Origin of the sequence: Paracoccus xiamenensis, assembly GCF_011308835.1 — a bacterium.
GTDB lineage: Bacteria > Pseudomonadota > Alphaproteobacteria > Rhodobacterales > Rhodobacteraceae > Paracoccus > Paracoccus xiamenensis.
This window is the reverse complement of the sequence record NZ_JAAOHY010000006.1, coordinates 41,451-66,864: the sequence shown is the minus strand read 5'-3', so window position 1 is coordinate 66,864 and position 25,414 is coordinate 41,451. Positions and strand designations below refer to the sequence as shown.

The window sequence follows — 25,414 nt, the reverse complement described above, 5'->3', positions numbered from 1 at the left end:
CGCGTGAACGACCCTTTTACGACCGCACGCCCTCCCTGCCCTTCGCCAACCGATAATGCGCCCACAGCGCACGCGCGGCGACAGATCGCCATGGGCGCCACGGCTCGGCGAGTTCGATCAGCGCCTTGGGGCTGGGGCGTTCATCTAGCCCGTAAAGCAGGCGGGCGGATTCCTGCAGGGCCAGATCGCCGGCGGGGAAGGCATCGGTGCGGCCAAGCGCGAAGGCGAGGTAGATCTCGGCCGTCCATTGGCCGATCCCCGGCAGCGCGGTCAGCGCAGCGATGACATCGGCGTCGGGGGCATCGCGCAGCGCGACCCAGTCGGGTTCATCGGCGACGATGCCCAGCAGATAGCGGATCTTCGGGCGCGACACGCCGCAGGCTTTCAGCCCCTCCTCGCCCGCCTGCCGGATCGCTGCGGGTTCGCTCAGCCCCGCGGCTTGCAGCCGGGCCATGATCGCCCCCGCAGCCGCGATGGAAATCTGCTGGCCGATGATCGCATCAAGGATCGCCGCAAATCCGTCATCCCGGCGACGCATCGGCAATTCCAGTTCCGGCAGCGCCCCCGCCCAGACGGGACAGACGGCGGCCAGATGGGCGCGGCCCTCGGCCAGATCGTCGGGGGTTTCGATGATCCTCATGGCTCGCGCCGGGCGTCCTCGCGCAGGCGGGTCTCGAAGGCTTTCGAGATATGCGCCCGCAGCGCCGCATCCGCCGCCGCACCGTCGCCAGATACCAGCGCATCAACCACCGCCTGATGTTCCGCCAGCGCCGCACGGTCGCGCCCTTCGGCGGCCAGAGAGGTGCGCGCCATCAGCGCCATGTTGCGATGGACCATGTCCAGCTGCTGCACCAGATAGCGGTTATGCGAGGCGAGGTGGATCTGATGGTGAAAACGCCAGTTCGACCGCGCCAGCGCCTCGGGGTCGCCAAGGACCTTGCGGTCATCCTCGATCATGGATTGCAGGACGCGCAATTCTTCGGGCGTGGCGTGGCGGGCAGCAAGGCGGGCGGCCAGAGCCTCTAGTTCTGTCCGTACGGTATAAAGCTCGGACAGTTGGTTATGGTCCAGCGTCGATACGATCAGCGAACGACCGTCGCGCTTGACCATGGTCTGGGTTTCCAGCCGCTGCAGCGCTTCGCGCACGGGCGTCCGCGACACGCCGAAGCGTTCCGCCAGTTCCGATTCGACCAGACGGTCGCCGGGCTTGTAGATACCGTCGTCAATCGCCTCGACGATGAGGGCATAGGCGTCTTTCATGGCGACAGTAGCCGTGATGCGCCGCCGGAATGCAAGCGCGAAGACCGGGCGTTGCAACCCGCAACCCTCGGGCCTATCACGCGCGCATGGATTTTTCGCATGTCACCACCTGGATCTTCGATCTGGACAATACGCTGTATCCGCCGGAAGCCGCGCTGTTCGGCCAGATCGAGGCTCGCATGGTTGCCCATGTCCAGAACCTGCTGGGCGTGGAAGCAGCCGAGGCCGACCGTCTGCGCGCCCATTACTGGCGCGATTACGGCACCACGCTGGCCGGGCTGATGGCCGAACACAAGATCGACCCGGAGGCCTATCTGCTGGATGTGCATGACATCGACTTTTCGGTGCTGACCCCCGACCCGGCGCTGGCTGACGCGATTGCCGCGCTGCCGGGGCGCAAGATCGTTCACACCAATGCCGATGCGGCCTATGCGGTCAAGGTGCTGAGGGCGCGGCAGTTGCCCGTCTTCGAGGCGATCTATGGGATCCAAGAGGTGGACTTTCACCCCAAACCCGATGCGCGCGCTTATGCCGCAGTCATCGACGCCCACCGCTTCGACCCCAGCGCCGCGGCCATGTTCGAGGACGACCCGCGCAACCTGGAAGTGCCGGCAAAGCTGGGCATGCGCACGGTTTTGGTCGGTCAGGGACGCCACGGCCCGGACGAGCTGACGGCCGATTTCAGCCTTGGCCCGCATGTCCAGCACCGCACCGACGACCTGACGGGCTTCCTGCGTTCGCTTGTCTGAAAGCGCCGGCTCTGGCAAAGTCTGGGGAACCCCGGACTGGAGAAATGACATGGCCGAAGCCCTGATCGACGACCCGCAAGCCACGAATGCGGAAAACGCGCTTGCCGCCCGCATCCTGCTGATCGTTGCCGCGCTGCTGGTGATCTGCGCGGTGATCGTGGTGCTGTTCGGCCTGCCCGCGCTTGGCATTCTGGGTCTGGTCGGCACTGCCGTTATCTGGGCGGCGCTGCTGTCGATCATGGCCGGAAACTGACCCCATGACGATCACGGAAGACACGATACCGACCGACATCCTGATCTCGGGCGGCGGTATTGCCGGACTTGTTGCCGCCGCCGCCTTTGGCGCCGACGGCCATCGCGTCATCTGCGTCGACCCCGCCCCCCCGGTGACCGAGGAAGCCGCTGACGGGTCGGACCTGCGAACCACGGCCTTCCTGCAACCCTCGATCCGGCTGCTGGAACGGGCCGGGCTGTGGGATCTGCTGGCGCCGCACGCCACGCCCTTGCAGATCATGCGGATCGTCGATGCCGGCGGAGCAGAGCCAGAGGCCCGGTTGGTGCGCGATTTCAACGCCTCGGACATCTCGGACGCGCCATTCGGGTGGAACCTGCCCAACTGGCTGCTGCGCCGCGAAATCACCGCCCGCCTGTCGGCGATGGAGAATGTCGACTTCCGCCCCGGCACAGCGACGCGCGGGCTGACCGCGCGAGACGATGCCGCAGTGGTAACGCTGTCGGATGGCAGCCGGGTCGCCGCGCGGCTGGTGGTGGGTGCGGATGGGCGCGATTCGGCCATCCGGCAGGCGTTGGGGATCGGGGTGAAGACGACGCGCTACGGCCAGAAGGCGCTTGCCTTTGCCGTCACCCACGAAATCCCGCATCAGAATGTCTCGACCGAGATCCACCGATCCGGCGGGCCGTTCACGCTGGTGCCGCTGCCTGACCGGGACGGCAAGCCCTCCTCGGCCGTTGTGTGGATGGAACGCGGCCCCGAGGTCGCGCGCCTGATGTCGCTGCCCCCGGATGCGTTCGAGGCAGAGCTGAACGCCCGCTCGACCGGGATCCTCGGGCATCTGAGCCTTGCGACCCGGCTGACCGCCTGGCCGATCATCAGCCAGCTTGCCGACCGCTTCACCGGTCCGCGCGCCGCCCTGATCGCCGAGGCCGCCCATGTCGTGCCGCCCATCGGCGCGCAGGGCCTAAACATGAGCCTGGCCGATCTGACGCTGCTTCTGGACCTGTCGCGAACCGATCCCGGCAGCCGCGAAAGCTTGGACGAATTCCAGCGCCGCCGTTGGCGCGAGGCGCGGTTGCGTATCGCCGGCATCGACCTGCTGAACCGCGCCAGCATGATAACGCCCCGGCCGCTGCGCGACCTGCGGGCAGCGGGGCTGGGCGCAATCTACGGCATCGCCCCGGTCCGGCGGCTGATGATGAAGGCGGGGCTGGGCGTCAGCTAGGCCGTCTGCCCGCTTATATACGCGCCTTGATCCGCAGGCGCGGCGGACCGATGATGGCGCATGCCCCCGGAACCGGAGCTTTGCCATGCGTGCGATTCTCTGCCTGATCCTGCCCTGCGCCCTTGCCGCCTGTATGGAGGCCACACCCCCGCCCGATGACCTGCGCCAGCGGCAAGAGACCGCCTGCGCCAATGCCATTGCCGCGCATGTGAACCGCCCGACCGCTGAGGTCCGGCCCCGCTGGCTGTCCGAAGCGGGCGGGCTTGCCACGGTGGAAACATGGGACGGCGGACGCCGGCATCTGTGCACGGTGGACGGCTCTGCCCGGGTGACGGGCTACAGCCACCCGCCCGCGTGATCCGGCTTGCCGGTGCCGACCCATCTGCCAATATGACGACGCGCCCCCCAGCAGCGACAAGGCAGAACCCATGGAAATCCGCGACGCCGAAGACCGCGACCTTCCCGAGATCATGGCGATCTATAATGATGCCGTCGCCCATACGACGGCGATCTGGAACGACACGCCGGTCGATCTGGCCAATCGCGCCACCTGGCTGGCCGACCGCCGCCGCGCCGGCTATCCGGTGCTGGTCGCAGCGCGGGATGGGGCGGTGCTGGGCTATGCCTCTTTCGGGGATTGGCGCGCCTTCGACGGCTATCGCCACACGGTCGAGCATTCCGTTTATGTCCGCGCCGATCTGCGCGGCGGCGGCATTGGCTGCGCACTGATGGAGGCCCTGATCGCCCGCGCCCGCGACCTTGGCAAACATGTCATGGTGGCGGGTATCGAGGCCGGCAATACGGGTTCGATCCGCCTGCATGAAAAGCTGGGTTTCACCCAGACAGGGCTGCTGCCGCAGGTCGGGGTGAAATTCGGCAGCTGGCTGGATCTGGCCTTTTTGCAATTGCGCCTGGACGACCGCCCCGCGCCCTGATCCCGACCAACGCATAAGGCCCGGCATCGCTGCCGGGCCTTTTCAACCTTGCCGGATCGATCAGCGCCGATCAGGACTCGTCGATCAACTGCTGGCGGGCCACTGCCACCAGCTCTGCCATCTTGGCGCGGATGGCGGCCTCGTCGGCCTTGCCCTCAAGGTCTGCGGCAATCTTGCGGAACACGTCGTCATCACCCGGCTCTTCGAAATCCGAGGTCACGACAGACAGCGCATAGGCCTTGGCATCTTCGCCCGACTTGCCCAGCAATTCGGCCGCCCATTCGCCCAGCAGACGGTTGCGGCGTGCCTCCGCCTTGAACTGCAGATCGGCATCGCGGGCAAACTTCGCCTCATAGGAACGTTCGCGGTCGTCAAAGGTGGTCATTCATATCTCCTGAATCCCTGTTGTCAGATATGCCCATACCACCTTTATATCACAACCCTGTATTGCAAGGGGCCTGCCCAGTATTGCCGCGCCGGAGCATCTTCTTTATAGCCGTCCCATATTCATCCGGCCCTGAAAGGACGGCGCATTCCATGGCACCCCGGCGCAAGAAGATCTACGAAGGCAAGGCCAAGATCCTTTATGAAGGCACCGAACCCGGCACCCTTGTCCAGTATTTCAAGGATGACGCGACCGCCTTCAACGCCCAGAAGAAGGCGACGATCGAAGGCAAGGGCGTCCTGAACAACCGGCTGTCCGAATTCTTCATGAACGGGCTGACCAATATCGGCGTGCCCAACCATTTCATCCGCCGCATCAACATGCGCGAACAGCTGATCCGCCAAGTCGAGATCATCCCGCTGGAAGTGATCGTGCGCAACTTTGCCGCCGGTTCGCTGTCCAAACGGCTGGGGCTGGAAGAGGGCACGCAACTGCCCCGCCCGATCGTCGAATATTCGTTCAAGAATGACGAATTGGGCGATCCGATGGTGTCGGAAGAATACATCATCGCCTTCGGCTGGGCCTCTCAGCAGGATCTGGACGACATCGTGTCGCTGGCCCTGCGTGTAAACGACTTCCTTTCGGGCGTGTTCTTCGGCGTCGGCATCAAGCTGATCGACTTCAAGATCGAGATCGGCCGGATCTGGGACGGCGACTTCATGCGCCTGATCGTAGCCGATGAAATCAGCCCCGACAGCTGCCGGCTGTGGGACGTCAAGACCGGGCAGAAACTGGACAAGGACGTGTTCCGCCGCGACCTGGGCAGCCTGACGGACGCCTATACCGAGGTCGCGCGCCGCCTGGGCCTGATGCCCGCCAGCGCCACACCGATGAACAAACCTACCCTGATCAACTAAGGACTACGCCGATGAAAGCCCGTGTGACCATCATGCTGAAGGACGGCGTTCTGGACCCGCAGGGTGAGGCGATCCGCCACGCGCTTGCCGGTCTTGGCCACAAGGGCGTGGACGGCGTCCGCCAGGGTAAGGTGATCGAGCTGGACCTGACCGCCACCGATCCCGCCGCCGCCACGACCGAGGTGACCCGCATGTGCGAAAGCCTGCTGGCCAATACCGTGATCGAAAAATACTCGGTCGAGATCATCTGAAGCAGATGGCGCAATCTGCGCCATCCTTCTGCATCTATGCCACCAAATCTGTAATTTCCCGCATTTGATTGGCTCATCCAGATTCATGCAGTTGCATGATCGAGCCCTCTCTGATAGCTGAAAACCAGCCAAGGGCCCAAGCCCCAGCCATTTTCACCCGCTGGAGATTGAAATGGCCCTGAACCGAAAACTCATGGCATCGCTGCTGCTTTCTGCGATGCCGCTTCCCATCATCGCCCAGGAACTGGATCAGCCGATCTTGCTGGATCCCATCGTCATCCGCGCCCGTGACGATGACGGAAACGCGGCTGATCGCGGGACGAGCGAGTATGTCGCCGACGCAGAACTCGATCGCGCCCGGATGGGGGATCTGAAGGACCTGTTCAGCGGCATCGCATCGGTCTCGGTCGGCGGGGCGATCCCGGTCGCGCAGAAGATCTTCGTGAACGGCGTAGACATGCTGAACCTGGCCGTCACCGTCGACGGGGTGTCGCAGAACAACCGCATCTTCCACCACGTTTCGGCCAATGCCTTCGATCCCGGCCTGATGAAATTCGTGCGCGTCGATGCCGGCATCGCGGCGGCCGATGCCGGGCCGAATGCCATGGCCGGCGCGGTGGTCATGGAAACCGTGGACGCGGGGGATGTCCTGCTGGACGGCCAAAGCTTTGGCGGCAATATCCGCCTCTCCTATGCGGAGAATGGCAATACCTTTGGCCGGTCGCTGACGCTCGCAGGCAGACATAACGGCTTCGAGGTGCTCGGCTACGCAAAATCCGCAACCGGCGACGATTACGAGACCGGCGCCGGCAAGGACGTGGCCGGCAGCGCTGCCGATCTGCAAACCGGGTTGCTGAAACTCGCTTACGAATCCGACGCAGGCCACCGCTTCGAACTTTCCGGCCAGCGCATGAAAGATGACGCGTTGCGCCCTTACCGCGCCAATTTCGTCGATGACGGTCGCGGCTTCCCGCTGCGCCGCTACGAAACCGACCGCACCACCTATGCGCTGTCCTATCGCAATATGCAGGCCGAGGGCATGTGGGACCCGCGCGTCACCATTGGCTGGTCCGAGGTCGATATCGGCGTCGCCCAGCCGCTTGATGTAGCATATGGCACCAGCCGCGGCCTGAACAAAACATTCTCGGTCAAGGCCGAGAACCGCTTTCACCTGAACGGCACCGACAACATCACCGCCGGGGTCGATTACCACGACCGCGAAAGCCGCTATCGCGACGCGCAGAACGACGGCACGACCGAAAAGTCGCAAAACGTCGGCATCTATGCGCAGGCGCGGATGGAACCGACGGACCGGATCGCCGTATCGTTCGGCGCGCGTTGGGACCGGCAGGAATTCGAAGGCACCAATGGATGGGAAGACAGCTTCTCTGGCTTCAGCGGCAATGGCTCGGTGTCCTATGCGGTGACCGACGCGCTTAGCCTGCGGGCGGGAATGTCTACCGTCTTTGGCGGGGTGATGCTGGAAGATAACTTCATCTTCAACCCGGCATGGGACTATGAAGACCTGAAAGCGTCGCGTTCGCGCAACTATACCGTCGGCTTCGACTACGAATCGGGTGATCTGCGGCTGGACGGTGAAATCTTCCGCACCGAAATCGACAACCTGCGATTCAGCAGCTATCGCGCCAATAGCAACGCCGACATGACCAGCCGCGGCTTCAACCTTGGCCTCGGTTACGGCTGGCAGGCAGGCTTCCTGCGCGCGTCCTATTCCTACAGCAAGGTCGAGGTGAACGGCGCCGGCACCGACAGCTACACCGCCGTTGATCTGGGCACGCCCCTTGGCGGCGTCTTTGCGATCGAGGCTCAGCATGAGCTGGACGCCTATGACCTGACTGTTGGCGGCAGTATCGAGGCCGCGCAGCGCTATTCGGATACCGAAGTGGACGCCGACAGGGAAATCCCCGGCTATGCGGTGCTGAACCTGTTCGCGGAATATGCGCCGCGTTCGCTGGACGGGCTGGTCATCCGGGGTGAAATCGACAACGTGTTTGACAAGAACTACGCCGACCGGGCGACCTATGGTCAGGACTTTTCCTCGGTAGAGCCGCTGTATGAACCGGGCCGCAATATCTCGCTTGTGGTGAGCAAACGCTTCTAATCGTCACCGTAAAGGCGGTTCAGGATACGGACGAGGTCATAGGCCTCGTCCGTTGTCATTCTGGGGCCGATGGCGTCCTGAATGTGCCGGACATAGACCTCCCAGACCTCGTCCTGCAAACCCACCGAGGCCTCGGTCAGGTGCAGGCTTTTCGCACGCCCGGCCCCCGGCAGCGGTCGCCTGACGATCAGTCCAGCCTTTTCCATACGGTCGACATGGCGCGACAACGCATATTGCGGGACCGCCAGCCGCTGCTGCAGATCCAGCATCTGGATACCATTCTGGCCGGCCTGCTCGACCGCATAGAGGATTTCGTACCAGATCGGGTGCCGGATTCCGAACTTGGTCAGGCTTTTCTCGATCCCCGCCATGAGACTACGCTGCACACGCAGCAGCGCAAAGAAGACCCGGTTATAGGCAACGCGGGGATCGCAATCGTCGAATTGCGGGGCGTTAGCGCCGCCAGTTTGGAATGCCGTCAAATGCGCCCCCTCGTGAAGGCGGCATTCTAGGGCGGTGCGCACCCGGATGCCAACCCCACAGCAATGGTCTTACAGGGCCAAGGCGGCCACATCTGGGATCGCTAGCGGCTTATACCTGCCCCGTGCGAGGCGACTGCAACGCGGCAGAAGAAAGGTGACCGCAGCGCTGGCGCACGGCCCAAGCTTCGCATTGCCCGACCGCAAACAGAAACGGCGATGGTTTCCCATCGCCGCATCGCGTGTGCAGAGTGGCCGGATCTTCAGAAATCGAACAGCTCGCTAAGGAAGCTTTCGCGTTTCTTGCGCTTGCCCTTGTAGTAATCATCATCGTCATAGCGCCGCCGGTCATCATACCGCTGGCGGTCGTCATAGCGCGGCTCGCGGCGGTCCTGGTATTGCGGTTGCTGATATTGTGGCTGCTGGTATTGCGGCTGCGGTGGGGCCTGGTTGACCGCGGCCGGCTGCGCCCCCTGCGGCGGGGTCAGCGGCACGGCTGGCGTGGCAGAGCCAATGCATTTTTCGATGATCTTGTCCAACTCGCCCCGGTCCAGCCAGACACCCCGGCATTTGGGGCAATAATCGATCTCGACCCCATCGCGTTGGGTCATAAGCAGGGTTTCGTCATCGACGGGACATTTCATCGGCGGGCTCCTTGGCAAATAGCGTTCGATATCAACATGGGAATCCCCCGCGCGATGGCAAGGTCGGCGACCGCTGAAACAAGGGCCTGCGGCGCGATTCTGCCGTCGCTTCGGCTGCATTGCGTGGACAGCATTCGCGGCAATGAGTTGCGGGCCGTCCCCGCCCACCTTATCTGTCGACGCCAAGCGCCCCTGATGCAAAGGATCCTGCCATGACCCGCGCCCTGAAGTCCGACCGCAAAGGCCCCGAAAAGGCGTCTCGGGTTGTCGTGTTCCTACATGGCTATGGTGCCGATGGTGCGGACCTGCTGGGCCTGGCCGATGTTCTGGCCCCATATCTGCCCGACCCGGCGTTCTATGCCCCCGACGCCCCTGAACCTAACGGCGGCAATCCCTTTGGGCGGCAGTGGTTCCCGATTCCCTGGCTCGACGGATCCAGCGAGGAACAGGCCCGCGCATCGATGGGTCAATCGGCGCAGGACCTGAACGCCTTTTTCGACAAGGTGATCGCGGATGAGGGAATCACCCCCGACCAGTTGGCAGTCGTCGGCTTTTCGCAGGGCACGATGATGGCGCTGCATGTGCTGCCGCGGCGCGACAAGCCGGTGGCGGCAATCGTCGGCATCTCGGGCCGTCTGCTGGCGCCGGAACTGCTGGCGGCCGAGGCGCGCGTCAAGCCGCCTGTCCTGCTGATCCATGGCGACGAAGACCCCGTTGTCCCCTTTGCCGATCTGGGCCTGGCAGCAGATGCGCTGGCTGCAGCCGGGTTTGAGGTCTTCACCTACGTGATGAAAGGGACCGGGCACGGAATTTCGCAAGACGGGCTGGGCGCCACCCTGCAATTCCTGCGTGATCGCCTGAAGGCCTGACGGTCTCGGCGTGTTGCACAGGCGCCGTGCCGGTCAGGCGCGGCGCATCACTTGCGCCCGATTCGCGCGCTGAGCGTGGCAGCCTGTCCGACCAGTAACTCACCACTGCCAGCGGCCCCCGACGACGCGGCCTCGGCATTCCCCTCCGGGCTGGCTTCGCGCCCCTTCGACAGCGCGTCCATTGCAGCCGTCAGTTCGGCCTGCATCTGCCGCAGCACCGCCGCCACGTCAGAGCGGGCGCCGCCAATCGCCACCCTCAAAGCCGCAGCAGCGCCGCGCAGTTCGGCCATCCGGGCCTCGGCCGCGGCGGCGGCGGCATCTTCGGGCGTGGGAACGCTTGCGCGGCCCCGCGACTGGTGCAGATCTTCGGCGGCGCCCGAAAGGCGGGTATCCAGATCCGAAAGACCGGCCATCTGCCCGGTCATACGTCGCCGCACCCGCACGGCCGCATAGCCGGCTTCCAGCGTGCTGATTTCTGCCCCGCGGTCGATTGCCGGAACAAAGCGGCTGATGGCTTCGGCCGGGGCGATCGCGGCATCGGGCGCCGGGGTTACACGGGGCGGCGCCGAGACATTGGAGACGGTCACCGTTTGCGTCAGCGGGTCCATACGGGTCATCGCATTCACCGATCCTTTCCCGACCAAATTATGCCTAACCCAGCGGTATCGCCGAGCACATAGTACCTAAAATTTTACCCTCGCCCGAAATGTCACGCCGTCGTCACCTGAATTGGTTAGGGCTCTGCCATATTCTGGGGCTTGCCTGTACCCGGCCCATATATATAGTCGGGGGCAGGCGAACCGGTTAATGACCGGAAGGGCGGGGTTGCGAATGCTCGACGACCACCATCACGCGGATTTCCGAACGCAGTTCGTACGCGAACCGGCGGCGCTGCGGCGCTTTCCGGCGCTGGTACTGAATGCGGATTACCGGCCGCTATCCTATTATCCGCTGTCGCTCTGGCCCTGGCAGGAGGCGATCAAGGCCGTGTTCCTCGACAGGGTCAGCATCATCGCCGAATATGACGAGGAGGTGCGCAGTCAGCGGCAGGCCTTCCGCATCCCATCGGTCGTAGTCCTGAAAGATTTCGTCAAACCCCAGAAGCGCGTGGCATTCACGCGCTTCAATCTTTTTCTGCGGGACGGTTTTGAGTGTCAGTATTGCGGATCGAAAGGCGATCTGACCTTCGATCACGTGGTTCCCCGGTCCCGGGGGGGCGTTACCAGCTGGGAGAACGTGGTCGCGGCCTGTTCTCCCTGCAACCTGCGCAAGGCCAACCGGTCGCTGCGCCATTCGGGGCTGAGCCTGCGCCGCGCGCCGGGCCGCCCCTCGGCCGAGGACATGCATGCGATGGGCCGGCGCTTTCCGCCGAACCATTTGCATCAGACCTGGATGGATTTCCTGTATTGGGATGCCGAGCTGGAAAGCTGAGGCCGGTCGTCTGGCTTAGTGCTGATTGTCGTGCCGACTGTAATGCACCACGCCCGCCGCGATCAGTGCAGCCAGCGCCAGCGCCACGATCGGCACTCCATGCGACAGGCTGACCCAAAGCGTCGCCGCGGCCGCCAGAATGACGGCGGCCATCAGCATCAGAAATTGCGGAAGTGGCATGATGCGTTCCCCCTTATGTCCCTAATATGGGATGCTGGCGCATGATTCGGAACCCCTGAAGGCATTTGAACGGGAAACTGGACAATGTTCTTTCTTTGTTCTAGCTTTTCGGGATGCTGCCGCCCCGCGACCCCGATGAGATTCTGAAAGCCCGCGGTGCCGAAACGCGCCCGGCGAACCGCTTTGACCGGCTGGCCACCATTCGCGAAAGTGACGGCTGGGAGCTGCCCGAGGAAACCCACCTGCTGCGGACCGAGGTCACGGACGAGACTCCGCGCGCGATCATTACCCGCAACCGCTCGCCCGATGTGCCATTCGACCGCTCGATCAACCCATATCGCGGCTGCGAACATGGCTGCATCTATTGCTTCGCCCGGCCCAGTCACGCCTATTGGGGCCTGTCGCCGGGTCTGGATTTTGAAACCAGGATTACCGCCAAACCCGAGGCCGCGCGACTGCTGGCAGCAGAAATCGCCAAGCCGTCCTACCGCGTCGCCCCCATCGCCTTCGGGACCAATACCGACCCCTATCAGCCGATCGAATCGAAGCGCGCCATCATGCCCGGCCTGTGGCAGGTGCTGCTGGACTGGAACCACCCCGCCAGTCTGGTGACGCGCGGCCAGACTGTGCTGCGTGACCTGCCGCTACTGGCCGAAATGGCGGCGCGTCAGCTGATCCATGTCGGGGTTTCCATCACCACGCTGGACGCGGGTCTGGCCCGCGCGCTTGAGCCCCGCGCGCCCGCCCCCGCGACCCGGCTGCGGATGATCCGCGAGATGTCGGCGGCGGGCATTCAGGTCCGCGTGATGGTCGCCCCCGTCATCCCGGTCCTGACCGAGCCCGAGATGGAGCGTATCATGACCGCCGCGCGCGAGGCGGGTGCAACGCATGCCAGTTCCATCCCCCTGCGCCTGCCGCTGGAGGTCGCGCCGCTGTTTCGTGACTGGCTGGACCGGCACCGTCCCGACGCGGCAAAGCATGTGATGAACCGCGTGCAGGCCATGCGCGGCGGGCGCGACAATGATCCACGTTTCGGCAACCGAATGCGCGGCGAGGGGGTGGAGGCGGAACTGCTGCACAAGCGCTTTCGACTGGCGAAGAAGCGGCTTGGCTTTGCCGAAACGACGCCGCCGCTGGACTGCTCGCGCTTTTGGCCGCCTGCACGCGCGGGCGATCAGCTGTCGCTGTTCTAGGGTGCGGGCCAGCCGGGCCGGTCATCTATGGGTGCTGCCAGCGAAAGCCCATCGCTGCTGTCGGCATTGCGCTGCAGCGTGTCGATCAGCGTCGCCGTATCCGTCAGGATAAGCAAACGGGTCATCTTCCCCCATCGAAGATGCACGACATGGACACCCTTGTTCTGCGCAGGAATGCCATCGGTGGCGGTATTGGTTTCGGTCCACTCGACGCTTGCGATCGTGTTCCATGGGGTGCCGGCAACATCGATGCGGTGCAGCTCAAAGCGGATATCCGGCGTCAATTGCCGCAACCGGTCATACCACGCGCGGATCGACGCCTGATTATTCCTGCGCCCCGCCAGCGCGTGGTCGTCCCCGATGAAAATGTGCTCGCCACCTGCGGCGAAAGCATCCAGGACAGGTTCCGCATCGCCACGACTGATAGCTTCGAAAAGCGCGCGGATGCGACGTTTTACAATGGCGTGATACATCAAAAAACCTGAACATGACGGTTAATGTGATAAGCATTAACATATCCGGCAGGATACGCAAATTGAACCGTCACCCAAGCGGCCCCGGTCGGCGTTCTTCCGACAACATCACGTTTGCCTCGACCTGACCGAGGCCGGGCAGCGTCATGATCCTTCGCCGCAGGATGCGTTCGAAATCGGCGATGTCGCGGGCGACGATGCGCAGGCGGTAATCGAACTGGCCAAGGACGTGCTGGACCAGTTGCACCTCGGGGATGGCAGTGACGGCGCGTTCGAATTCTTCAAGGCTGGTGCGGCCCTTGGTCGCCAGCCGGATGCCAAGGAAGACGGTGACGCCAAAGCCAAGGGCGGCATTGTCCAACACCACGCGCTGCCCGGCGATGACGCCTTCGTCCTGCAGGCGCCGGATCCGCCGCCAGGTTGCGGGTTGCGTCATCCCAAGCGCGCGCCCGACCTCTGCCGCGCCAAGGGTTGCGTCCCGCGTCAGCAGCCGCAGGATCGCCAGATCGGTCGCATCGGGGGTAAAACTCATAGCGGCAACTCGACACTGTTCTTGATGGTCGACACCAGCATCAGCGCCTCGCTGGTCTCGACATGGGGCAGCGTCAGGATGCGCTCGCGGTAGAGCTCCTGCCAATGCGCCATGTCGCGGGCGATCACCGACAGGCGGAAATCGACGCTGCCGAGGAAGGTCTGGATCTCGATCACCTCGGGCACCTCACGGGCGGCGGCGGTGAATTCATCGAAGGCGCGCGGGTTGGTCTTGTCGAGGGTGAAGCGCAGGCTGACCTCAACCTCATATCCCAGCTTGCGCCAGTCGATCAGCGCCTGCTGGCCGGCAATGGCGCCACTGGCGCGCAGCTTTTCCAGCCGCCGCCACAGGGTCGCGGCGGTGACGCCGGCGCGTTCCGCCAGACGAGCGGCGGGCTGGTCGGGATCGGCCAGAAGCTGGCGCAGTATTCGGCGGTCAGTGGCATCAGGCATGATTATCACATATTACAGCCACAAATCGGCATGATTATTTCATTCATACTATAAAATTTGAGATGATTGAACTGATCACGAGCGGTTATTTTCGTATCAACGTATCAGACACATATGAAAGGACCGCAGATATGCGCGTTTACTACGACCGCGACGCCGACGTGAACCTGATCAAGGACAAGAAGGTCGCCATTCTGGGCTATGGCAGCCAAGGCCACGCCCATGCGCTGAACCTGCGCGATTCCGGCGCCAAGAACGTCGTGGTGGCGCTGCGCGAAGGCTCGCCCTCGGCCAAGAAGGCCGAAGCGGAAGGCCTGAAGGTGATGGAGATCGCCGAGGCCGCCAAATGGGCCGACCTGATCATGTTCACCATGCCCGACGAGCTGCAGGCAGAGACCTACAAGAAGTACGTCCATGACAACCTGCGCGAAGGCGCCGCGATTGCCTTCGCCCACGGTCTGAACGTGCATTTCGGCCTGATCGAGCCGAAGCCCGGCGTCGATGTCATCATGATGGCCCCGAAAGGCCCCGGCCACACCGTGCGCGGCGAATATCTGAAAGGCGGCGGCGTGCCTTGTCTGGTCGCGGTCCATCAGGACGCGTCCGGCAAGGCGATGGATCTGGGCCTGTCCTACTGCTCGGCCATCGGCGGCGGCCGCTCGGGCATCATCGAAACCAACTTCCGCGAGGAATGCGAAACCGACCTGTTCGGCGAGCAGGCAGTTCTGTGCGGCGGTCTTGTCGAACTGATCCGCATGGGCTTCGAAACGCTGGTCGAGGCCGGTTACGAACCCGAAATGGCCTATTTCGAGTGTCTGCACGAAGTGAAGCTGATCGTCGACCTAATCTATGAAGGCGGCATCGCGAACATGAACTACTCGATCTCGAACACGGCCGAGTATGGCGAATATGTCAGCGGCCCGCGCATCCTGCCTTACGTGGAAACCAAGAAGCGCATGAAAGAGGTTCTGACCGACATCCAGAACGGCAAGTTCGTCCGCGACTTCATGCAGGAAAACTCGGTTGGTCAGCCGTCCTTCAAGGCGACGCGCCGCATCAATGACGAACACCAGATCGAGCAGGTCGGTGCCAAGCTGCGCGAAATGATGCCCTGGATTTCCAAGGGCAAGATGGTCGACAAGGCGCGGAACTGATTTCGCCGACGGCAAGATAAGACGGTCCGGGACAGCATGTCCCGGGCCTTTTCTTTATCCGGCCCTAACCGCTGCGCCCGGACAAGCCGGGAAAAGACCGTGCAAGCATTTCAATAAGCCTGTCACCGTCACAGTGCCGCGCTAGCCTCTCATCATTTACCCGGCACGGAGCCATGACATGAACCTCAGATTACCCCTGTTCCTTATGCTGACTGCTGGGCCCTGCCTGGCCGATCAAGCAGCAGGTATCGCCTATCTTACCGGCGAATCCGAGGAAGGTCGAAATATCGCGCTGTCGATCTGGTACCCTTCCGACGAACCGCCATCCGCCGAAATCGGCGGCAATGCCGTCTTTCTGGGCGTGCCAGCCGCGCCGGATGCCGCGCTGCCAGAAGCCCCGCTGCCCGTTGTCATACTGTCACATGGCGGCCTGCGCTCTGCCGCTGATTCCGGGGCTTGGCTAAGTTCGTCAATCGCACGGGCAGGTTTCATCGTAGCCGAGATCAATGCCCCGCGCCCCGAAAACGGGGCTGCCGGGATCAACGAAATATGGCGGCGGCCTCAGGATATGCGTCGCGCCATTGATTTGATGCTGGATAGCGAGGACTGGGGCGGGCGGATTGATCAGGAAAACATTTCCGTCGTGGGATTTGCTCTTGGCGCAACTGCGGCGCTCTCGGTTGCAGGCGCAGGGCTGAACGTCGATCACTATCTGCAATCCTGCGCCCCGGATGATGGGGCCGCCGGACCAGACTGCGGTTGGTATGCCGCACAGGGCGTCTCGCTGGCGGAAACAGATATGGAAGCCTTGGCGGGACTGCAGCGCGATCCTCGTGTGTCTTCAGTCGTTGCGATTGAACCGGAATATCCGGCGGCGCTGAGTGCCAGTTCCGTTGATCTTGCCGGATTGCTGGTGTCGCTTGGCGAAAAGGCGCCTGCATTGCAGGACGGGGCCAATCCAATCCAGGTCGAGACGGTTCCACAGGCCACTGTATTTGATGCATTCGCGGCCTGCACGGAGGCTGGTCCGAAGATCCTTCTCGACGAGGAGGGCGATGCCTCACTTTGCGGCGAATCCGCTGACGCGCGACAGCGGATTCACGCGGATATGGCCAAAACGATCACCTCATTCCTCGGCGCGACGGGCAAATAGCGCCAGCGGTCTATGCCCATGGCAAGGCGCCACCGACAGACCGCTTCCCCCGGCGCCGAACAAGGCGCATCGCGTCGGCGGGCTGGCGCATTGGTGACATTGGTTCTGTAGCGCTGCCGAAGGATGTGGGCTGCGCGATAAGGCGCACAGCAATGCCGTTATTGCGACATCCCACGGGTCGGAACTTGCCCTCTGCCGTATCTAACTCGCAGCGAGAGGGGGCGCTTACGCGCCCGCCTCCACCTTATCCTGCGTCCGCGTCTCGAAATCCGACGCATCATGCCGCTCCCACAGCTGCCCGGATGGCTCGCCCGAGGTGCGGTTGACCATCAGGCCGCGCTGCACGGCGGGGCGGGCGGCGATTTCGTCGTTCCAGCGGATGACGTTCTTGTAGCTCGCGCCGTCAAGGAAGGTCGCGGCATCGCCGTAAGCGCCCCCGGTGGCGATGCGGCCGTACCAGGGGAAGATCGCCATGTCGGCGATGGAATATTCCTCTCCGGCCATGAAACGGTGATCGGCCAGATGGCGGTCCAGCACGTCCAGCTGGCGCTTGGTTTCCATCGCATAGCGGTCGATGGCGTATTTGATTTTGACCGGTGCATAGGCATAGAAATGCCCGAAGCCGCCGCCGACAAAGGGGGCAGAACCCATCTGCCAGAACAGCCAGTTCAGCGCCTGCACCCGCGCGCGCGGGTCTGCCGGCAGGAATGCCCCGAATTTCTCGGCCAGATACAGCAGGATCGAGCCGGATTCGAAAACCCGCTGTGGCGGGTTGACGGAATGGTCCATCAGCGCCGGGATTTTCGAGTTCGGATTGACCTCGACAAAGCCGCTGCCGAACTGGTCGCCATCGCCGATACGGATCAGCCAGGCGTCGTATTCAGCGCCCTTGTGGCCGGCGGCCAGCAGCTCCTCCAGCATGATGGTGACCTTCTGCCCGTTCGGCGTCGCCAGCGAATAAAGCTGGAGCGGGTGCTTACCTACGGGCAGCGCCTTATCATGGGTGGGGCCAGCGATGGGGCGGTTGATGCTGGCGAACTCACCACCATTCTTCTCTTCCCATTTCCAGACCTTTGGCGGGGTGTAATCTTCGCTCATGACGCGATCCTGTCCAGATAACTTCCTGTCAGGAACCTGTATGCGAGTGGGGCAGAGTTCAACCTCTTAAGAACTTTCGCGCAGGCGACTGCGCCAAAAGCGTCCGTCGATCAAGCGACAGGCCCCGCCGTTAAGGAAATAGCTATTCCTCGATCACATCCAGCACACCCGGAACCACCCGCAGCCGCTGACGGGCGGCGGGACCAACCGGGGCGTCGGCGCAGAGTTCGACGTCATAGACCTCGTCATCCTGGTGGACACGCAGGACCAGCTTGCCGGGGCGACCCTTGCGGTCGGCGCGCAGCGTTTCCACCGTTTGCGACAGGTCGGCGATGTCGGCCCCATTCGCGACCGAGATCGCCAGCACCGCCGGCCCGACATTGGCAATCGCCTGTTCCATCGGCTGAACGGAACGGATCAGCATCTTGACCTCGTCGCCCTGAGGTTCGGCCTGGACCTGCATGACAACATTGCTGCCGGTTTCCAGAAACTCGCGGCAGGCCTCTAGTGTGTCGGAGAACACCACCGCCTCATACAGCCCGGTGGGGTCGGACGCGCCGACAAAGGCGAAGCGGTTGCCCTTGGCGGATTTCTTTTCCTGCCGGGACGAGATGGTGCCGGCGATATAGGTCACCAGCGGACCGGACGCGGCGGCGGCCTTTATTTCCGCCAGCGTATTCACGTCGATCCGGCGCAGCGCGGGCAGATAATCGTCGATGGGGTGGCCCGACAGATAGAAGCCAATGGCCTGATGTTCCTGCCCCAGCTTTTCCATCGGCAGCCAGACCGGCGCCAGCACCGGGCGCGGCGGCGGCAGATCCTCGCCCCCGCCGAACAGCGAGGACTGGTTCGAGGCCGCCTGATCGTGGGTTGCGCCCGAAAACGCCACCAGCCCGTCAAGGCTGGCCAGCACGCGGGCGCGGTTGTCATCCAGCAGATCGAACGCCCCGGCCTTGGCCATCATCTCCAGCGCCCGCTTGCCCACCCGGCGCAGATCGACGCGGCGGGCGAAGTCGACGATGCTGGCGAAGGGCTGATCGCCGCGCGCGGTGACGATGGCCCGCATCGCCTCGACGCCCACGCCTTTCAGCGCGCCAAGCGCATAGTGGATGCGCCCGTCATGCACGGTGAAGGTCGCGCCCGAACGGTTGACGCAGGGGGGCACCACCTCGATCTCCATCCGGTCGACTTCGCGCTTATAGACGGCCAGCTTCTCGGTCAGGTGAATATCGCAGTTCATCACCGCGGCCATGAACTCGACCGGGTGGTTCGCCTTCAGCCATGCGGTCTGATAGCTGACCACAGCGTAAGCCGCGGCGTGGGATTTGTTGAAGCCGTAATTCGCGAACTTCTCCAGCAGGTCGAAGACTTCGCCCGCCTTCTTCGCATCGACCCCGTTCGCGACCGAGCCGTCGACGAATTTCGGCCGCTCCTTGGCCATTTCCTCGGCGATCTTCTTACCCATGGCCCGACGCAGAAGGTCGGCGCCGCCAAGGCTGTATCCCGCCATGACCTGCGCGATCTGCATCACCTGTTCCTGATAGACGATGATGCCCTGCGTTTCTTCAAGGATATGGTCGATGGACGGGTGCAGCGGTTCCAACTCGCGCTGACCGTTCTTCACCTCGCAATAGGTCGGGATGTTTTCCATCGGGCCGGGGCGATACAGCGCCACCAGTGCGACGATATCCTCGATACAGTTGGGCTTCATGCGCCGAAGCGCATCCATCATGCCCGAACTTTCGACCTGAAACACCGCCACCGTGCGCGCGGAAGCAAACAGGTCGTAACTGGGCTTGTCGTCCAGCGGGATGGCGTTGATTTCGTCGATGGCACCTTCAGGCGGTTCGTAAAGCTGGGTGCCATCCGGCCCGATATGCAGATGCCGCCCCGAGGTGCGGATCAGGTCGACCGCGTTCTGAATGACGGTCAGGGTCTTCAGGCCCAGAAAGTCGAATTTCACCAGCCCGGCCTGTTCGACCCATTTCATGTTGAACTGCGTGGCCGGCATGTCGGACGCCGGATCGCGATACAGCGGCACCAGCTGATCCAGCGGCCGGTCCCCAATCACAACCCCGGCGGCGTGGGTCGAGGCGTTGCGGTACAGCCCTTCAACCTTCGCCGCATAATCCAGCAGGCGGGCCACCACTTCCTCGGCATCGCGGGCCTCGCGCAGGCGGGGCTCGTCGGCGATGGCCTTGGTCACGCTGACCGGCTTCACGCCTTCGACCGGGATCATCTTCGACAGCCGGTCCACCTGCCCGAAGGGCAGTTGCAGCACCCGGCCCACGTCGCGCACGGCGGCCTTCGACAGCAGCGCACCGAAGGTGATGATCTGGCCGACCTTCTCGGCCCCGTATTTCTCTTGCACGTAACGGATCACTTCTTCCCGCCGATCCATGCAGAAGTCGATGTCAAAGTCGGGCATGCTGACCCGTTCAGGGTTCAGAAAGCGTTCGAACAGAAGGCTGTAGCGCAAGGGATCAAGGTCGGTGATCGTCAGCGCATAGGCCACCAGCGAGCCCGCGCCCGAACCCCGGCCCGGCCCCACCGGAATGCCGTGATCCTTGGCCCATTTGATGAAATCGGCGACGATCAGGAAGTAGCCCGGAAAGCCCATCTGTTCGATGATGCCCAGCTCGAAATCCAGCCGCTTGTGATACTCCTCGACCGGCACCGCATGGGGGATGATCGCCAGCCGCGCCTCCAGCCCGTCACGTGCCTGACGGCGCAACTCCTCAACCTCGTCATCGGCGAAACGCGGCAGGATCGGCTTGTGCTTCGACACCGCAAAGGCGCAACGGCGGGCGATTTCCACGGTATTTTCGATTGCCTCGGGCAGATCGGCGAACAGGACCGCCATTTCCTCGGCCGATTTGAAATCATGGTTGGGCGTCAGCCGGCGGCGCGGCTGGGACTGGTCGACATAGGCGCGTTCGGAAATGCAGATCAGCGCGTCATGGGCCTCGAACATCTCGGGCTTGGGGAAATAGACGTCGTTGGTCGCGACCAGCGGCAGTTCCAGCGCATAGGCGAGGCGTATCATCTCGTCTTCACTGGCGGCCTCGGCCTCCATCAAACGGCCGGCTTCGTCCTTGTGGCGCTGGATCTCGACATACAGGCGGTCTGCAAAAATTTCGTGCAGACGGCGCAATCCCGCCTCTGCCCCGGCCACATCGCCCGCGCGGATCAGCCGACCCAGCGGGCCTTCGGCCCCGCCGGTCAGCACGATCAGCCCGTCCGAGCGTTCCGCCAGTTCGTCAACAGTCACATGAACCGGCTGGCCATCCTTGCGCAGATACATGCTGCTGGACAGGCTCATCAGGTTCAGCCAGCCGGCCTTGTTCTGCGCCAGCGCCACGACGCCGCCCTTGGCACCGCCCAGTTCCAGCGTGATCTGGCAGCCGACGATGGGCTGCACGCCCTCATCCAGCGCCTTCACGCTGAATTCCAGTGCCGCAAACATCGCATTCGTATCGGTCAGCGCCACGGCGGGCATGCCCGCATCCTTGGTCAGCCCGATCAGTTTCTTGACGGGAACGGCACCCTCAAGCAGCGAATGCTCGGAATGCGTGCGAAGGTGGATGAATCGTGGCTGATTTTCTGGCATGGGCCGGAAGCTATGCGCGCCTGCCTGAAAGCGCAATTGCCGTGCGCGAAGTTATCTGTCTAAATCACAGGCAATAACAACAGGGACCAAGACTTGAGCGATAACGCCATTTTCCGCGCCGAAGGTCTGAGCAAGACCTATCCGGGCGTCAAGGCCAATGATGCCATTTCGTTCGAGGTTCGGCCCGGCGACATCCACGCACTTCTGGGCGAAAACGGGGCCGGTAAATCGACGCTGGTCAAGACGATCTATGGCCTTGTCCGCCCCGATGAGGGCCGGATGTGGCTGGACGGCCAGCCTTTCGACCCCGCCGATCCTCACGCTGCCCGCGCCGCTGGCGTGGGTATGGTGTTCCAGCACTTCAGCCTGTTCGATGCCATGTCTGTCGCGGAAAACATCGCGCTTGGCCTTGACCACCCCCCGCCCCGGCGCGAGTTGGCCAGCCGCATCGCCACCCTGTCGGAAGAATACGGTCTCCCCCTGAACCCCGCCCGCCGCATCGCCGATCTGTCCGCGGGCGAGCGTCAGCGGGTCGAAATCATCCGCGCCCTACTGGGCAATCCGCGCCTGCTGATCATGGACGAACCGACCAGCGTGTTGACCCCGCAGGAAGCAGAGATTCTGTTCGCCACGCTAAGGAAGCTGGCGGCGAACGGCACCTCGATCCTGTATATCAGCCACAAGCTGGAAGAGATTCGCGCCAATTGCGATCATGCGACGATCCTGCGCGGCGGGCGGGTCATCGACAGCACAGACCCGCGTGCGCATTCGGCGCGGGAACTGGCAGCGATGATGGTTGGCGGCGAGATGCGCGAGATCGACCGTTCAGGCCGCAGCCCTGGTGCAGAACTGCTGGCGGTCCGCGACCTGACCCTCGCCGCGCAGTCGGTTGATGGCACATCGTTGAAATCCGTCTCGCTTCAGGTCCACGCGGGCGAGGTGCTGGCCATCGGCGGTGTCGCCGGTAACGGGCAAGAGGAACTGCTGTCGGCGCTGTCGGGCGAAATACCTTCGCCTGCCGGAACGGTCACGCTGGAAGGTGCGGACCTGGCGCGCATGGGGCCGAAACAGCGCCGCCGCGCGGGCCTGCTGGCCGCGCCCGAGGATCGGCTGGGCCATGCTGCCGTCCCCGGCTTTTCGCTGACCGACAATGCGCTGCTGACGGCGACTGTGCGGCAGGGCTTGGCCCCCGGCGGGATGATCCGGCACGGGGCTGCCCGCGACTTCACGCAGAAGGTGATTGCAGAATTCGACGTGCGCACGCCAGGGCCGGATACCGCCGCGCGTGCGCTGTCGGGCGGTAACCTGCAAAAATTCGTCATTGGCCGCGAGGTCTTGCAAGCCCCCCGCGTGCTGGTCGTGAACCAGCCGACTTGGGGCGTCGATGCAGGCGCCGCGGCGGCGATCCGGCAGGCGCTGCTGAACCTCGCCGCTGGCGGCGCGTGCGTGATCGTCATCAGTCAGGATCTGGACGAGCTGCTGGAACTCGGTGACCGCTTCTGCGCCCTGAACGGGGGGCAGCTTTCCGATCCGCGCCCGGTCGAGGGGCTGAGCCTTGACGAGATCGGCCTGATGCTGGGCGGCGCCCACGGGACGGAGGTCGCCCATGTGGACGCTTGAGCCGCGCAGCGACGCCCCGCTGCTGTGGCAGCTGGCAACCCCGGTCATGGCCGTCATCGCGACCATGCTGACCGGCGCGTTGCTGTTCGGGCTGATGGGCTATGACCCCGTCGCCGCCATCCGCACGATTTTCTGGGATCCGCTGTTCGGCGCCTCGGCCGGATACTCGCGCCCGCAATTGCTGGTGAAGGCCGGGCCGCTGATCCTGATCGCCTGCGGTCTGGCCGTGGGTTTCCGCGCCGGCATCTGGAATATCGGGGCAGAGGGTCAATACATCATGGGCGGCATCGCCGGGGCCGCCGTGGCCCTTGCCGCCTATCCGGCCGAGGGCTGGTGGATCTTTCCCGCCATGATCGTCGCCGGTGCGGCGGGCGGATGGGCCTGGGGGATGATACCCGCGCTCCTGCGAAACTGGTTCGGCGCGTCAGAGATCCTCGTGTCGCTGATGCTGGTCTATGTCGCGCAGAAGATCGCTGCATGGATGGCCTTCGGGCCGATGCGCAACCCTGAAGGCTTCGGCATGCCCGGGTCACGCAACCTCAGCCAGTATCCGGCCGCGGCAAACCCGGAAATGGTTCCGGGAACGGGCATCCATTGGGGCGTCATCGCCGCCGCCTTCGCCGTCTTCGGCGTCTGGGTGCTGATGTCGCGCCATATCCGGGGCCTGCAGATCCGCGCCGCCGGAGAGGCCCCGCGCGCCGCCCGCTTCGCTGGTGTAAGGCCCTCTGCCCTTGTCGCGTTTTGCCTTGGCCTGTCGGGCGCATTGGCTGGCATGGCGGGCCTGTTCGAGGCCGCCGGTCCCGCCGGCCAGATCACCGACAGCTTCGGATCCGGCTATGGTTTCACCGCGATCATCGTCGCCTTTCTGGGCCGCTTGCACCCGGTCGGCATCGTGCTGGCGGGGCTGTTGATGGCGCTGACCTATATCGGCGGTGACATCGCGCAGTTGATGCTGCAAATGCCCGCCGCGACCGTGCAGGTGTTTCAGGGGATGCTGCTGTTCTATCTGCTGGGCTTCGATCTTCTGACCCGCTACCGCATCCGCAGAAGGATCACGGCATGAGTTACGCTGAAGCATCTGCGACCATTTCGGACTGCGGCCTCTATAGATACAGCCTGACCAGAAGATGGGCCGATGGCCCTACCGCACTGTTTATTATGCTTAATCCGTCCACTGCGACCGCCACGGAAGACGACGTTACTCTCAGGCGATGCATCGGTTTTGCCAAGCGTGAGGGTTGCGGCGCTCTGCGCATCGAGAATCTTTTTGCTTTTCGGGCAACAAACCCTTCACAGATGTTCGCCTTGGGGGAAATCGCTGTTGGTGATAGCGATCGATACATTGATGAAGCTCTGTCTGCATGCAACGGCCCAGTGATCGTAGCATGGGGCGGAAATGGTCGCGCTGCATCACGGGCTGCTGAGGTCATGTCGCGGCTGGCGTCAATCGGTGCTGAGCCAAAGTGCTTGGGAACGACGCAATCGGGTGCTCCTTGTCACCCCAGCCGCTTGCCGAATGACAGACCGCTTATCAGTTTCCCCAACTATCCGCAGGTCACGGCATGATCGACCCGACCACTCTGATCGTGATGATCCTGTCGGGGGCAACGCCGATCCTGTTCGCCGCATTGGGCGAGTTGATCGTCGAACGCGCGGGCGTGCTGAACCTTGGCGTCGAGGGCATGATGATCGCCGGCGCACTCGCAGGTTTTGCCGCCGCCCACGCAACCGGCAGCCCGGCCTTGGGCTTTGCCGTCGCGGCCATTGCGGGCGCGGCGCTGTCGATGCTGTTCGGGCTGCTGACCCAGTTCCTGCTGACCAATCAGGTTGCCACGGGTCTGGCGCTGACCCTGTTCGGGTTGGGGCTGACGGCGCTGTTCGGCAAGCCCTATGAAGGGGTCAAGGCGCCCTCCATGGGTGCGGGGATCATGGGGCTGAACTGGGTGGTCTGGCTGGGGCTTGCGATGGTGCCGCTGCTGTGGTGGTTCCTGAACCGCACGCGCGGCGGGCTGATCCTGCGCGGCGTCGGTGAGAACCACCATGCGGCCCATGCGCTCGGTCACAAGGTTCGCGCGGTCCGGCTGTTGGCGATCGCCTTTGGCGGGGCCATGGCCGGGATCGGCGGGGCCTATATTTCCATCGCCACCGTCCTGCAATGGACCGAAGGGATGACCGCGGGCGCGGGCTGGATCGCGCTGGCGCTCGTGGTGTTTTCCGGCTGGCGCGCGGGCGGCGTGCTGGCCGGCGCGTGGCTTTTCGGCGGTGTCGCGGTCCTGCAATTGCGGCTGCAGGCGGCGGGCGTCAATGTGCCTGTCCAACTGCTGGCGATGGCCCCTTATCTGGTCACCATCCTCGCACTCGTGGTCATTTCGGCCCGGCGGCGGGGCAGCGCGGCCCCCGGCTCGCTCGGGCAGATTTTCCATACAACAAGCTGACATAAACAGGGA

General features: G+C 63.7%; 29 protein-coding genes. 17 read left to right on the top strand and 12 right to left on the bottom strand.

Going from position 1 to position 25,414, the window contains the following annotated elements; translation table 11 throughout:
• Window positions 1-16: 16 nt before the first annotated feature.
• Window positions 17-640, bottom strand: coding sequence for a DNA-3-methyladenine glycosylase family protein (locus G7044_RS13155; protein ID WP_166329599.1), 624 nt, complete (start codon window positions 638-640; stop codon window positions 17-19).
• Window positions 637-1,260, bottom strand: coding sequence for a GntR family transcriptional regulator (locus G7044_RS13150; RefSeq protein WP_166329597.1), 624 nt, complete (start codon window positions 1,258-1,260; stop codon window positions 637-639). Before G7044_RS13150 ends, G7044_RS13155 begins: the two co-directional genes overlap by 4 nt.
• Before the next feature lie 86 nt (window positions 1,261-1,346).
• Between G7044_RS13150 and G7044_RS13145 the strand changes: the two genes are divergently transcribed.
• The 5 genes from G7044_RS13145 to G7044_RS13125 all read left to right on the top strand — a co-directional run bounded on the left by G7044_RS13145 (window position 1,347) and on the right by G7044_RS13125 (window position 4,404).
• The gene (locus G7044_RS13145) at window positions 1,347-2,009 is read left to right on the top strand and encodes a pyrimidine 5'-nucleotidase (protein WP_166329595.1); all 663 of its coding nucleotides are present in this window, start codon (window positions 1,347-1,349) and stop codon (window positions 2,007-2,009) included.
• A gap of 49 nt (window positions 2,010-2,058) precedes the next feature.
• The gene (locus tag G7044_RS13140; protein WP_166329593.1) at window positions 2,059-2,262 is read left to right on the top strand and encodes a hypothetical protein; all 204 of its coding nucleotides are present in this window, start codon (window positions 2,059-2,061) and stop codon (window positions 2,260-2,262) included.
• A gap of 4 nt (window positions 2,263-2,266) precedes the next feature.
• Window positions 2,267-3,469, top strand: a complete 1,203-nt coding sequence (locus G7044_RS13135) for a UbiH/UbiF family hydroxylase (protein ID WP_166329591.1) — start codon at window positions 2,267-2,269, stop codon at window positions 3,467-3,469.
• An 85-nt stretch (window positions 3,470-3,554) separates the two neighbouring features.
• A complete protein-coding gene (locus G7044_RS13130; RefSeq protein ID WP_166329589.1) occupies window positions 3,555-3,827 on the top strand; it encodes a hypothetical protein in 273 nt (90 codons plus the stop codon).
• A 70-nt stretch (window positions 3,828-3,897) separates the two neighbouring features.
• Entirely contained in the window at window positions 3,898-4,404 is a 507-nt protein-coding gene (locus G7044_RS13125) for a GNAT family N-acetyltransferase (protein WP_166329587.1), read from the top strand.
• 70 nt (window positions 4,405-4,474) lie between these two features.
• On the opposite strand, the gene G7044_RS13120 is transcribed toward G7044_RS13125, so the two are convergent.
• Window positions 4,475-4,789 (bottom strand): DUF1476 domain-containing protein, encoded by a 315-nt coding sequence (locus G7044_RS13120; RefSeq protein WP_166329585.1) that lies wholly within the window; start codon window positions 4,787-4,789, stop codon window positions 4,475-4,477.
• 152 nt (window positions 4,790-4,941) lie between these two features.
• Here G7044_RS13120 and purC point away from each other — a divergent pair, with 152 nt between their 5' ends.
• From purC to G7044_RS13105, 3 genes are all read left to right on the top strand, one after another.
• Window positions 4,942-5,706, top strand: a complete 765-nt coding sequence (gene purC, locus G7044_RS13115; protein ID WP_166329583.1) for a phosphoribosylaminoimidazolesuccinocarboxamide synthase — start codon at window positions 4,942-4,944, stop codon at window positions 5,704-5,706.
• A gap of 11 nt (window positions 5,707-5,717) precedes the next feature.
• Window positions 5,718-5,957 carry a phosphoribosylformylglycinamidine synthase subunit PurS gene (purS, locus tag G7044_RS13110; RefSeq protein WP_166329581.1) on the top strand — a complete coding sequence of 80 codons (240 nt, stop codon included), beginning with the start codon at window positions 5,718-5,720 and terminating at the stop codon, window positions 5,955-5,957.
• Between the two features lie 172 nt (window positions 5,958-6,129).
• Window positions 6,130-8,079: a TonB-dependent receptor plug domain-containing protein gene (locus G7044_RS13105; protein ID WP_166329579.1), complete on the top strand. Its 1,950-nt coding sequence runs from the start codon at window positions 6,130-6,132 to the stop codon at window positions 8,077-8,079.
• Here G7044_RS13105 and G7044_RS13100 read toward each other — a convergent pair.
• Together G7044_RS13100 and G7044_RS13095 are read right to left on the bottom strand one after the other, a co-directional pair.
• Entirely contained in the window at window positions 8,076-8,561 is a 486-nt protein-coding gene (locus tag G7044_RS13100) for a MarR family winged helix-turn-helix transcriptional regulator (protein ID WP_235931304.1), read from the bottom strand. The genes G7044_RS13105 and G7044_RS13100 overlap by 4 nt on opposite strands.
• 260 nt (window positions 8,562-8,821) lie before the next feature.
• On the bottom strand, window positions 8,822-9,202 hold the full coding sequence (locus G7044_RS13095; protein WP_166329577.1) for a TFIIB-type zinc ribbon-containing protein: 381 nt from the start codon (window positions 9,200-9,202) through the stop codon (window positions 8,822-8,824).
• Between the two features lie 212 nt (window positions 9,203-9,414).
• Between G7044_RS13095 and G7044_RS13090 the strand changes: the two genes are divergently transcribed.
• Window positions 9,415-10,071, top strand: coding sequence for an alpha/beta hydrolase (locus G7044_RS13090; RefSeq protein WP_166329575.1), 657 nt, complete (start codon window positions 9,415-9,417; stop codon window positions 10,069-10,071).
• 47 nt (window positions 10,072-10,118) lie between these two features.
• Here the strand turns inward: G7044_RS13090 and G7044_RS13085 are convergent, their stop codons facing one another.
• Window positions 10,119-10,688, bottom strand: a complete 570-nt coding sequence (locus G7044_RS13085) for a hypothetical protein (protein ID WP_166329573.1) — start codon at window positions 10,686-10,688, stop codon at window positions 10,119-10,121.
• Between the two features lie 214 nt (window positions 10,689-10,902).
• Here G7044_RS13085 and G7044_RS13080 point away from each other — a divergent pair, with 214 nt between their 5' ends.
• Entirely contained in the window at window positions 10,903-11,502 is a 600-nt protein-coding gene (locus tag G7044_RS13080; RefSeq protein ID WP_166329571.1) for an HNH endonuclease, read from the top strand.
• A gap of 15 nt (window positions 11,503-11,517) precedes the next feature.
• Here the strand turns inward: G7044_RS13080 and G7044_RS13075 are convergent, their stop codons facing one another.
• On the bottom strand, window positions 11,518-11,682 hold the full coding sequence (locus tag G7044_RS13075; protein ID WP_166329569.1) for a hypothetical protein: 165 nt from the start codon (window positions 11,680-11,682) through the stop codon (window positions 11,518-11,520).
• Window positions 11,683-11,795: 113 nt separating this feature from the next.
• On the opposite strand from G7044_RS13075, the gene G7044_RS13070 reads away from it, so the two are divergent.
• The gene (locus G7044_RS13070) at window positions 11,796-12,875 is read left to right on the top strand and encodes a PA0069 family radical SAM protein (protein WP_166329567.1); all 1,080 of its coding nucleotides are present in this window, start codon (window positions 11,796-11,798) and stop codon (window positions 12,873-12,875) included.
• On the opposite strand, the gene G7044_RS13065 is transcribed toward G7044_RS13070, so the two are convergent.
• The 3 genes from G7044_RS13065 to G7044_RS13055 form a co-directional block, all read right to left on the bottom strand.
• Window positions 12,872-13,348, bottom strand: coding sequence for a nuclear transport factor 2 family protein (locus G7044_RS13065; protein WP_166329565.1), 477 nt, complete (start codon window positions 13,346-13,348; stop codon window positions 12,872-12,874). The two genes, G7044_RS13070 and G7044_RS13065, sit on opposite strands and share 4 nt — an antisense overlap.
• Window positions 13,349-13,418: 70 nt before the next feature.
• Window positions 13,419-13,880 carry an Lrp/AsnC family transcriptional regulator gene (locus G7044_RS13060; RefSeq protein ID WP_166329563.1) on the bottom strand — a complete coding sequence of 154 codons (462 nt, stop codon included), beginning with the start codon at window positions 13,878-13,880 and terminating at the stop codon, window positions 13,419-13,421.
• On the bottom strand, window positions 13,877-14,332 hold the full coding sequence (locus G7044_RS13055) for an Lrp/AsnC family transcriptional regulator (RefSeq protein ID WP_166329561.1): 456 nt from the start codon (window positions 14,330-14,332) through the stop codon (window positions 13,877-13,879). The genes G7044_RS13060 and G7044_RS13055 overlap by 4 nt, the downstream gene beginning before the upstream one ends.
• 131 nt (window positions 14,333-14,463) lie before the next feature.
• On the opposite strand from G7044_RS13055, the gene ilvC reads away from it, so the two are divergent.
• Complete coding sequence (gene ilvC, locus G7044_RS13050) at window positions 14,464-15,486, top strand: ketol-acid reductoisomerase (RefSeq protein WP_166329559.1); 1,023 nt, start codon at window positions 14,464-14,466, stop codon at window positions 15,484-15,486.
• Between the two features lie 178 nt (window positions 15,487-15,664).
• Complete coding sequence (locus G7044_RS13045; RefSeq protein WP_166329557.1) at window positions 15,665-16,639, top strand: alpha/beta hydrolase family protein; 975 nt, start codon at window positions 15,665-15,667, stop codon at window positions 16,637-16,639.
• 225 nt (window positions 16,640-16,864) lie between these two features.
• On the opposite strand, the gene yghU is transcribed toward G7044_RS13045, so the two are convergent.
• Window positions 16,865-17,737, bottom strand: a complete 873-nt coding sequence (gene yghU, locus G7044_RS13040) for a glutathione-dependent disulfide-bond oxidoreductase (RefSeq protein ID WP_166329555.1) — start codon at window positions 17,735-17,737, stop codon at window positions 16,865-16,867.
• Window positions 17,738-17,879: 142 nt separating this feature from the next.
• A complete protein-coding gene (dnaE, locus tag G7044_RS13035; RefSeq protein ID WP_166329553.1) occupies window positions 17,880-21,347 on the bottom strand; it encodes a DNA polymerase III subunit alpha in 3,468 nt (1,155 codons plus the stop codon).
• A 93-nt stretch (window positions 21,348-21,440) separates the two neighbouring features.
• Here dnaE and G7044_RS13030 point away from each other — a divergent pair, with 93 nt between their 5' ends.
• From G7044_RS13030 to G7044_RS13015, 4 genes are read left to right on the top strand one after another with little or no spacing between them, the layout of a single operon-like run.
• Window positions 21,441-22,967, top strand: coding sequence for an ABC transporter ATP-binding protein (locus G7044_RS13030; protein ID WP_166329551.1), 1,527 nt, complete (start codon window positions 21,441-21,443; stop codon window positions 22,965-22,967).
• Window positions 22,954-24,030, top strand: a complete 1,077-nt coding sequence (locus tag G7044_RS13025) for an ABC transporter permease (protein WP_166329549.1) — start codon at window positions 22,954-22,956, stop codon at window positions 24,028-24,030. The genes G7044_RS13030 and G7044_RS13025 overlap by 14 nt, the downstream gene beginning before the upstream one ends.
• A complete protein-coding gene (locus tag G7044_RS13020) occupies window positions 24,027-24,533 on the top strand; it encodes a DUF1643 domain-containing protein (protein ID WP_166329547.1) in 507 nt (168 codons plus the stop codon). Before G7044_RS13025 ends, G7044_RS13020 begins: the two co-directional genes overlap by 4 nt.
• Window positions 24,530-25,402, top strand: a complete 873-nt coding sequence (locus G7044_RS13015; protein ID WP_207630298.1) for an ABC transporter permease — start codon at window positions 24,530-24,532, stop codon at window positions 25,400-25,402. The genes G7044_RS13020 and G7044_RS13015 overlap by 4 nt, the downstream gene beginning before the upstream one ends.
• The last annotated feature ends 12 nt before the right edge of the window (window positions 25,403-25,414 follow it).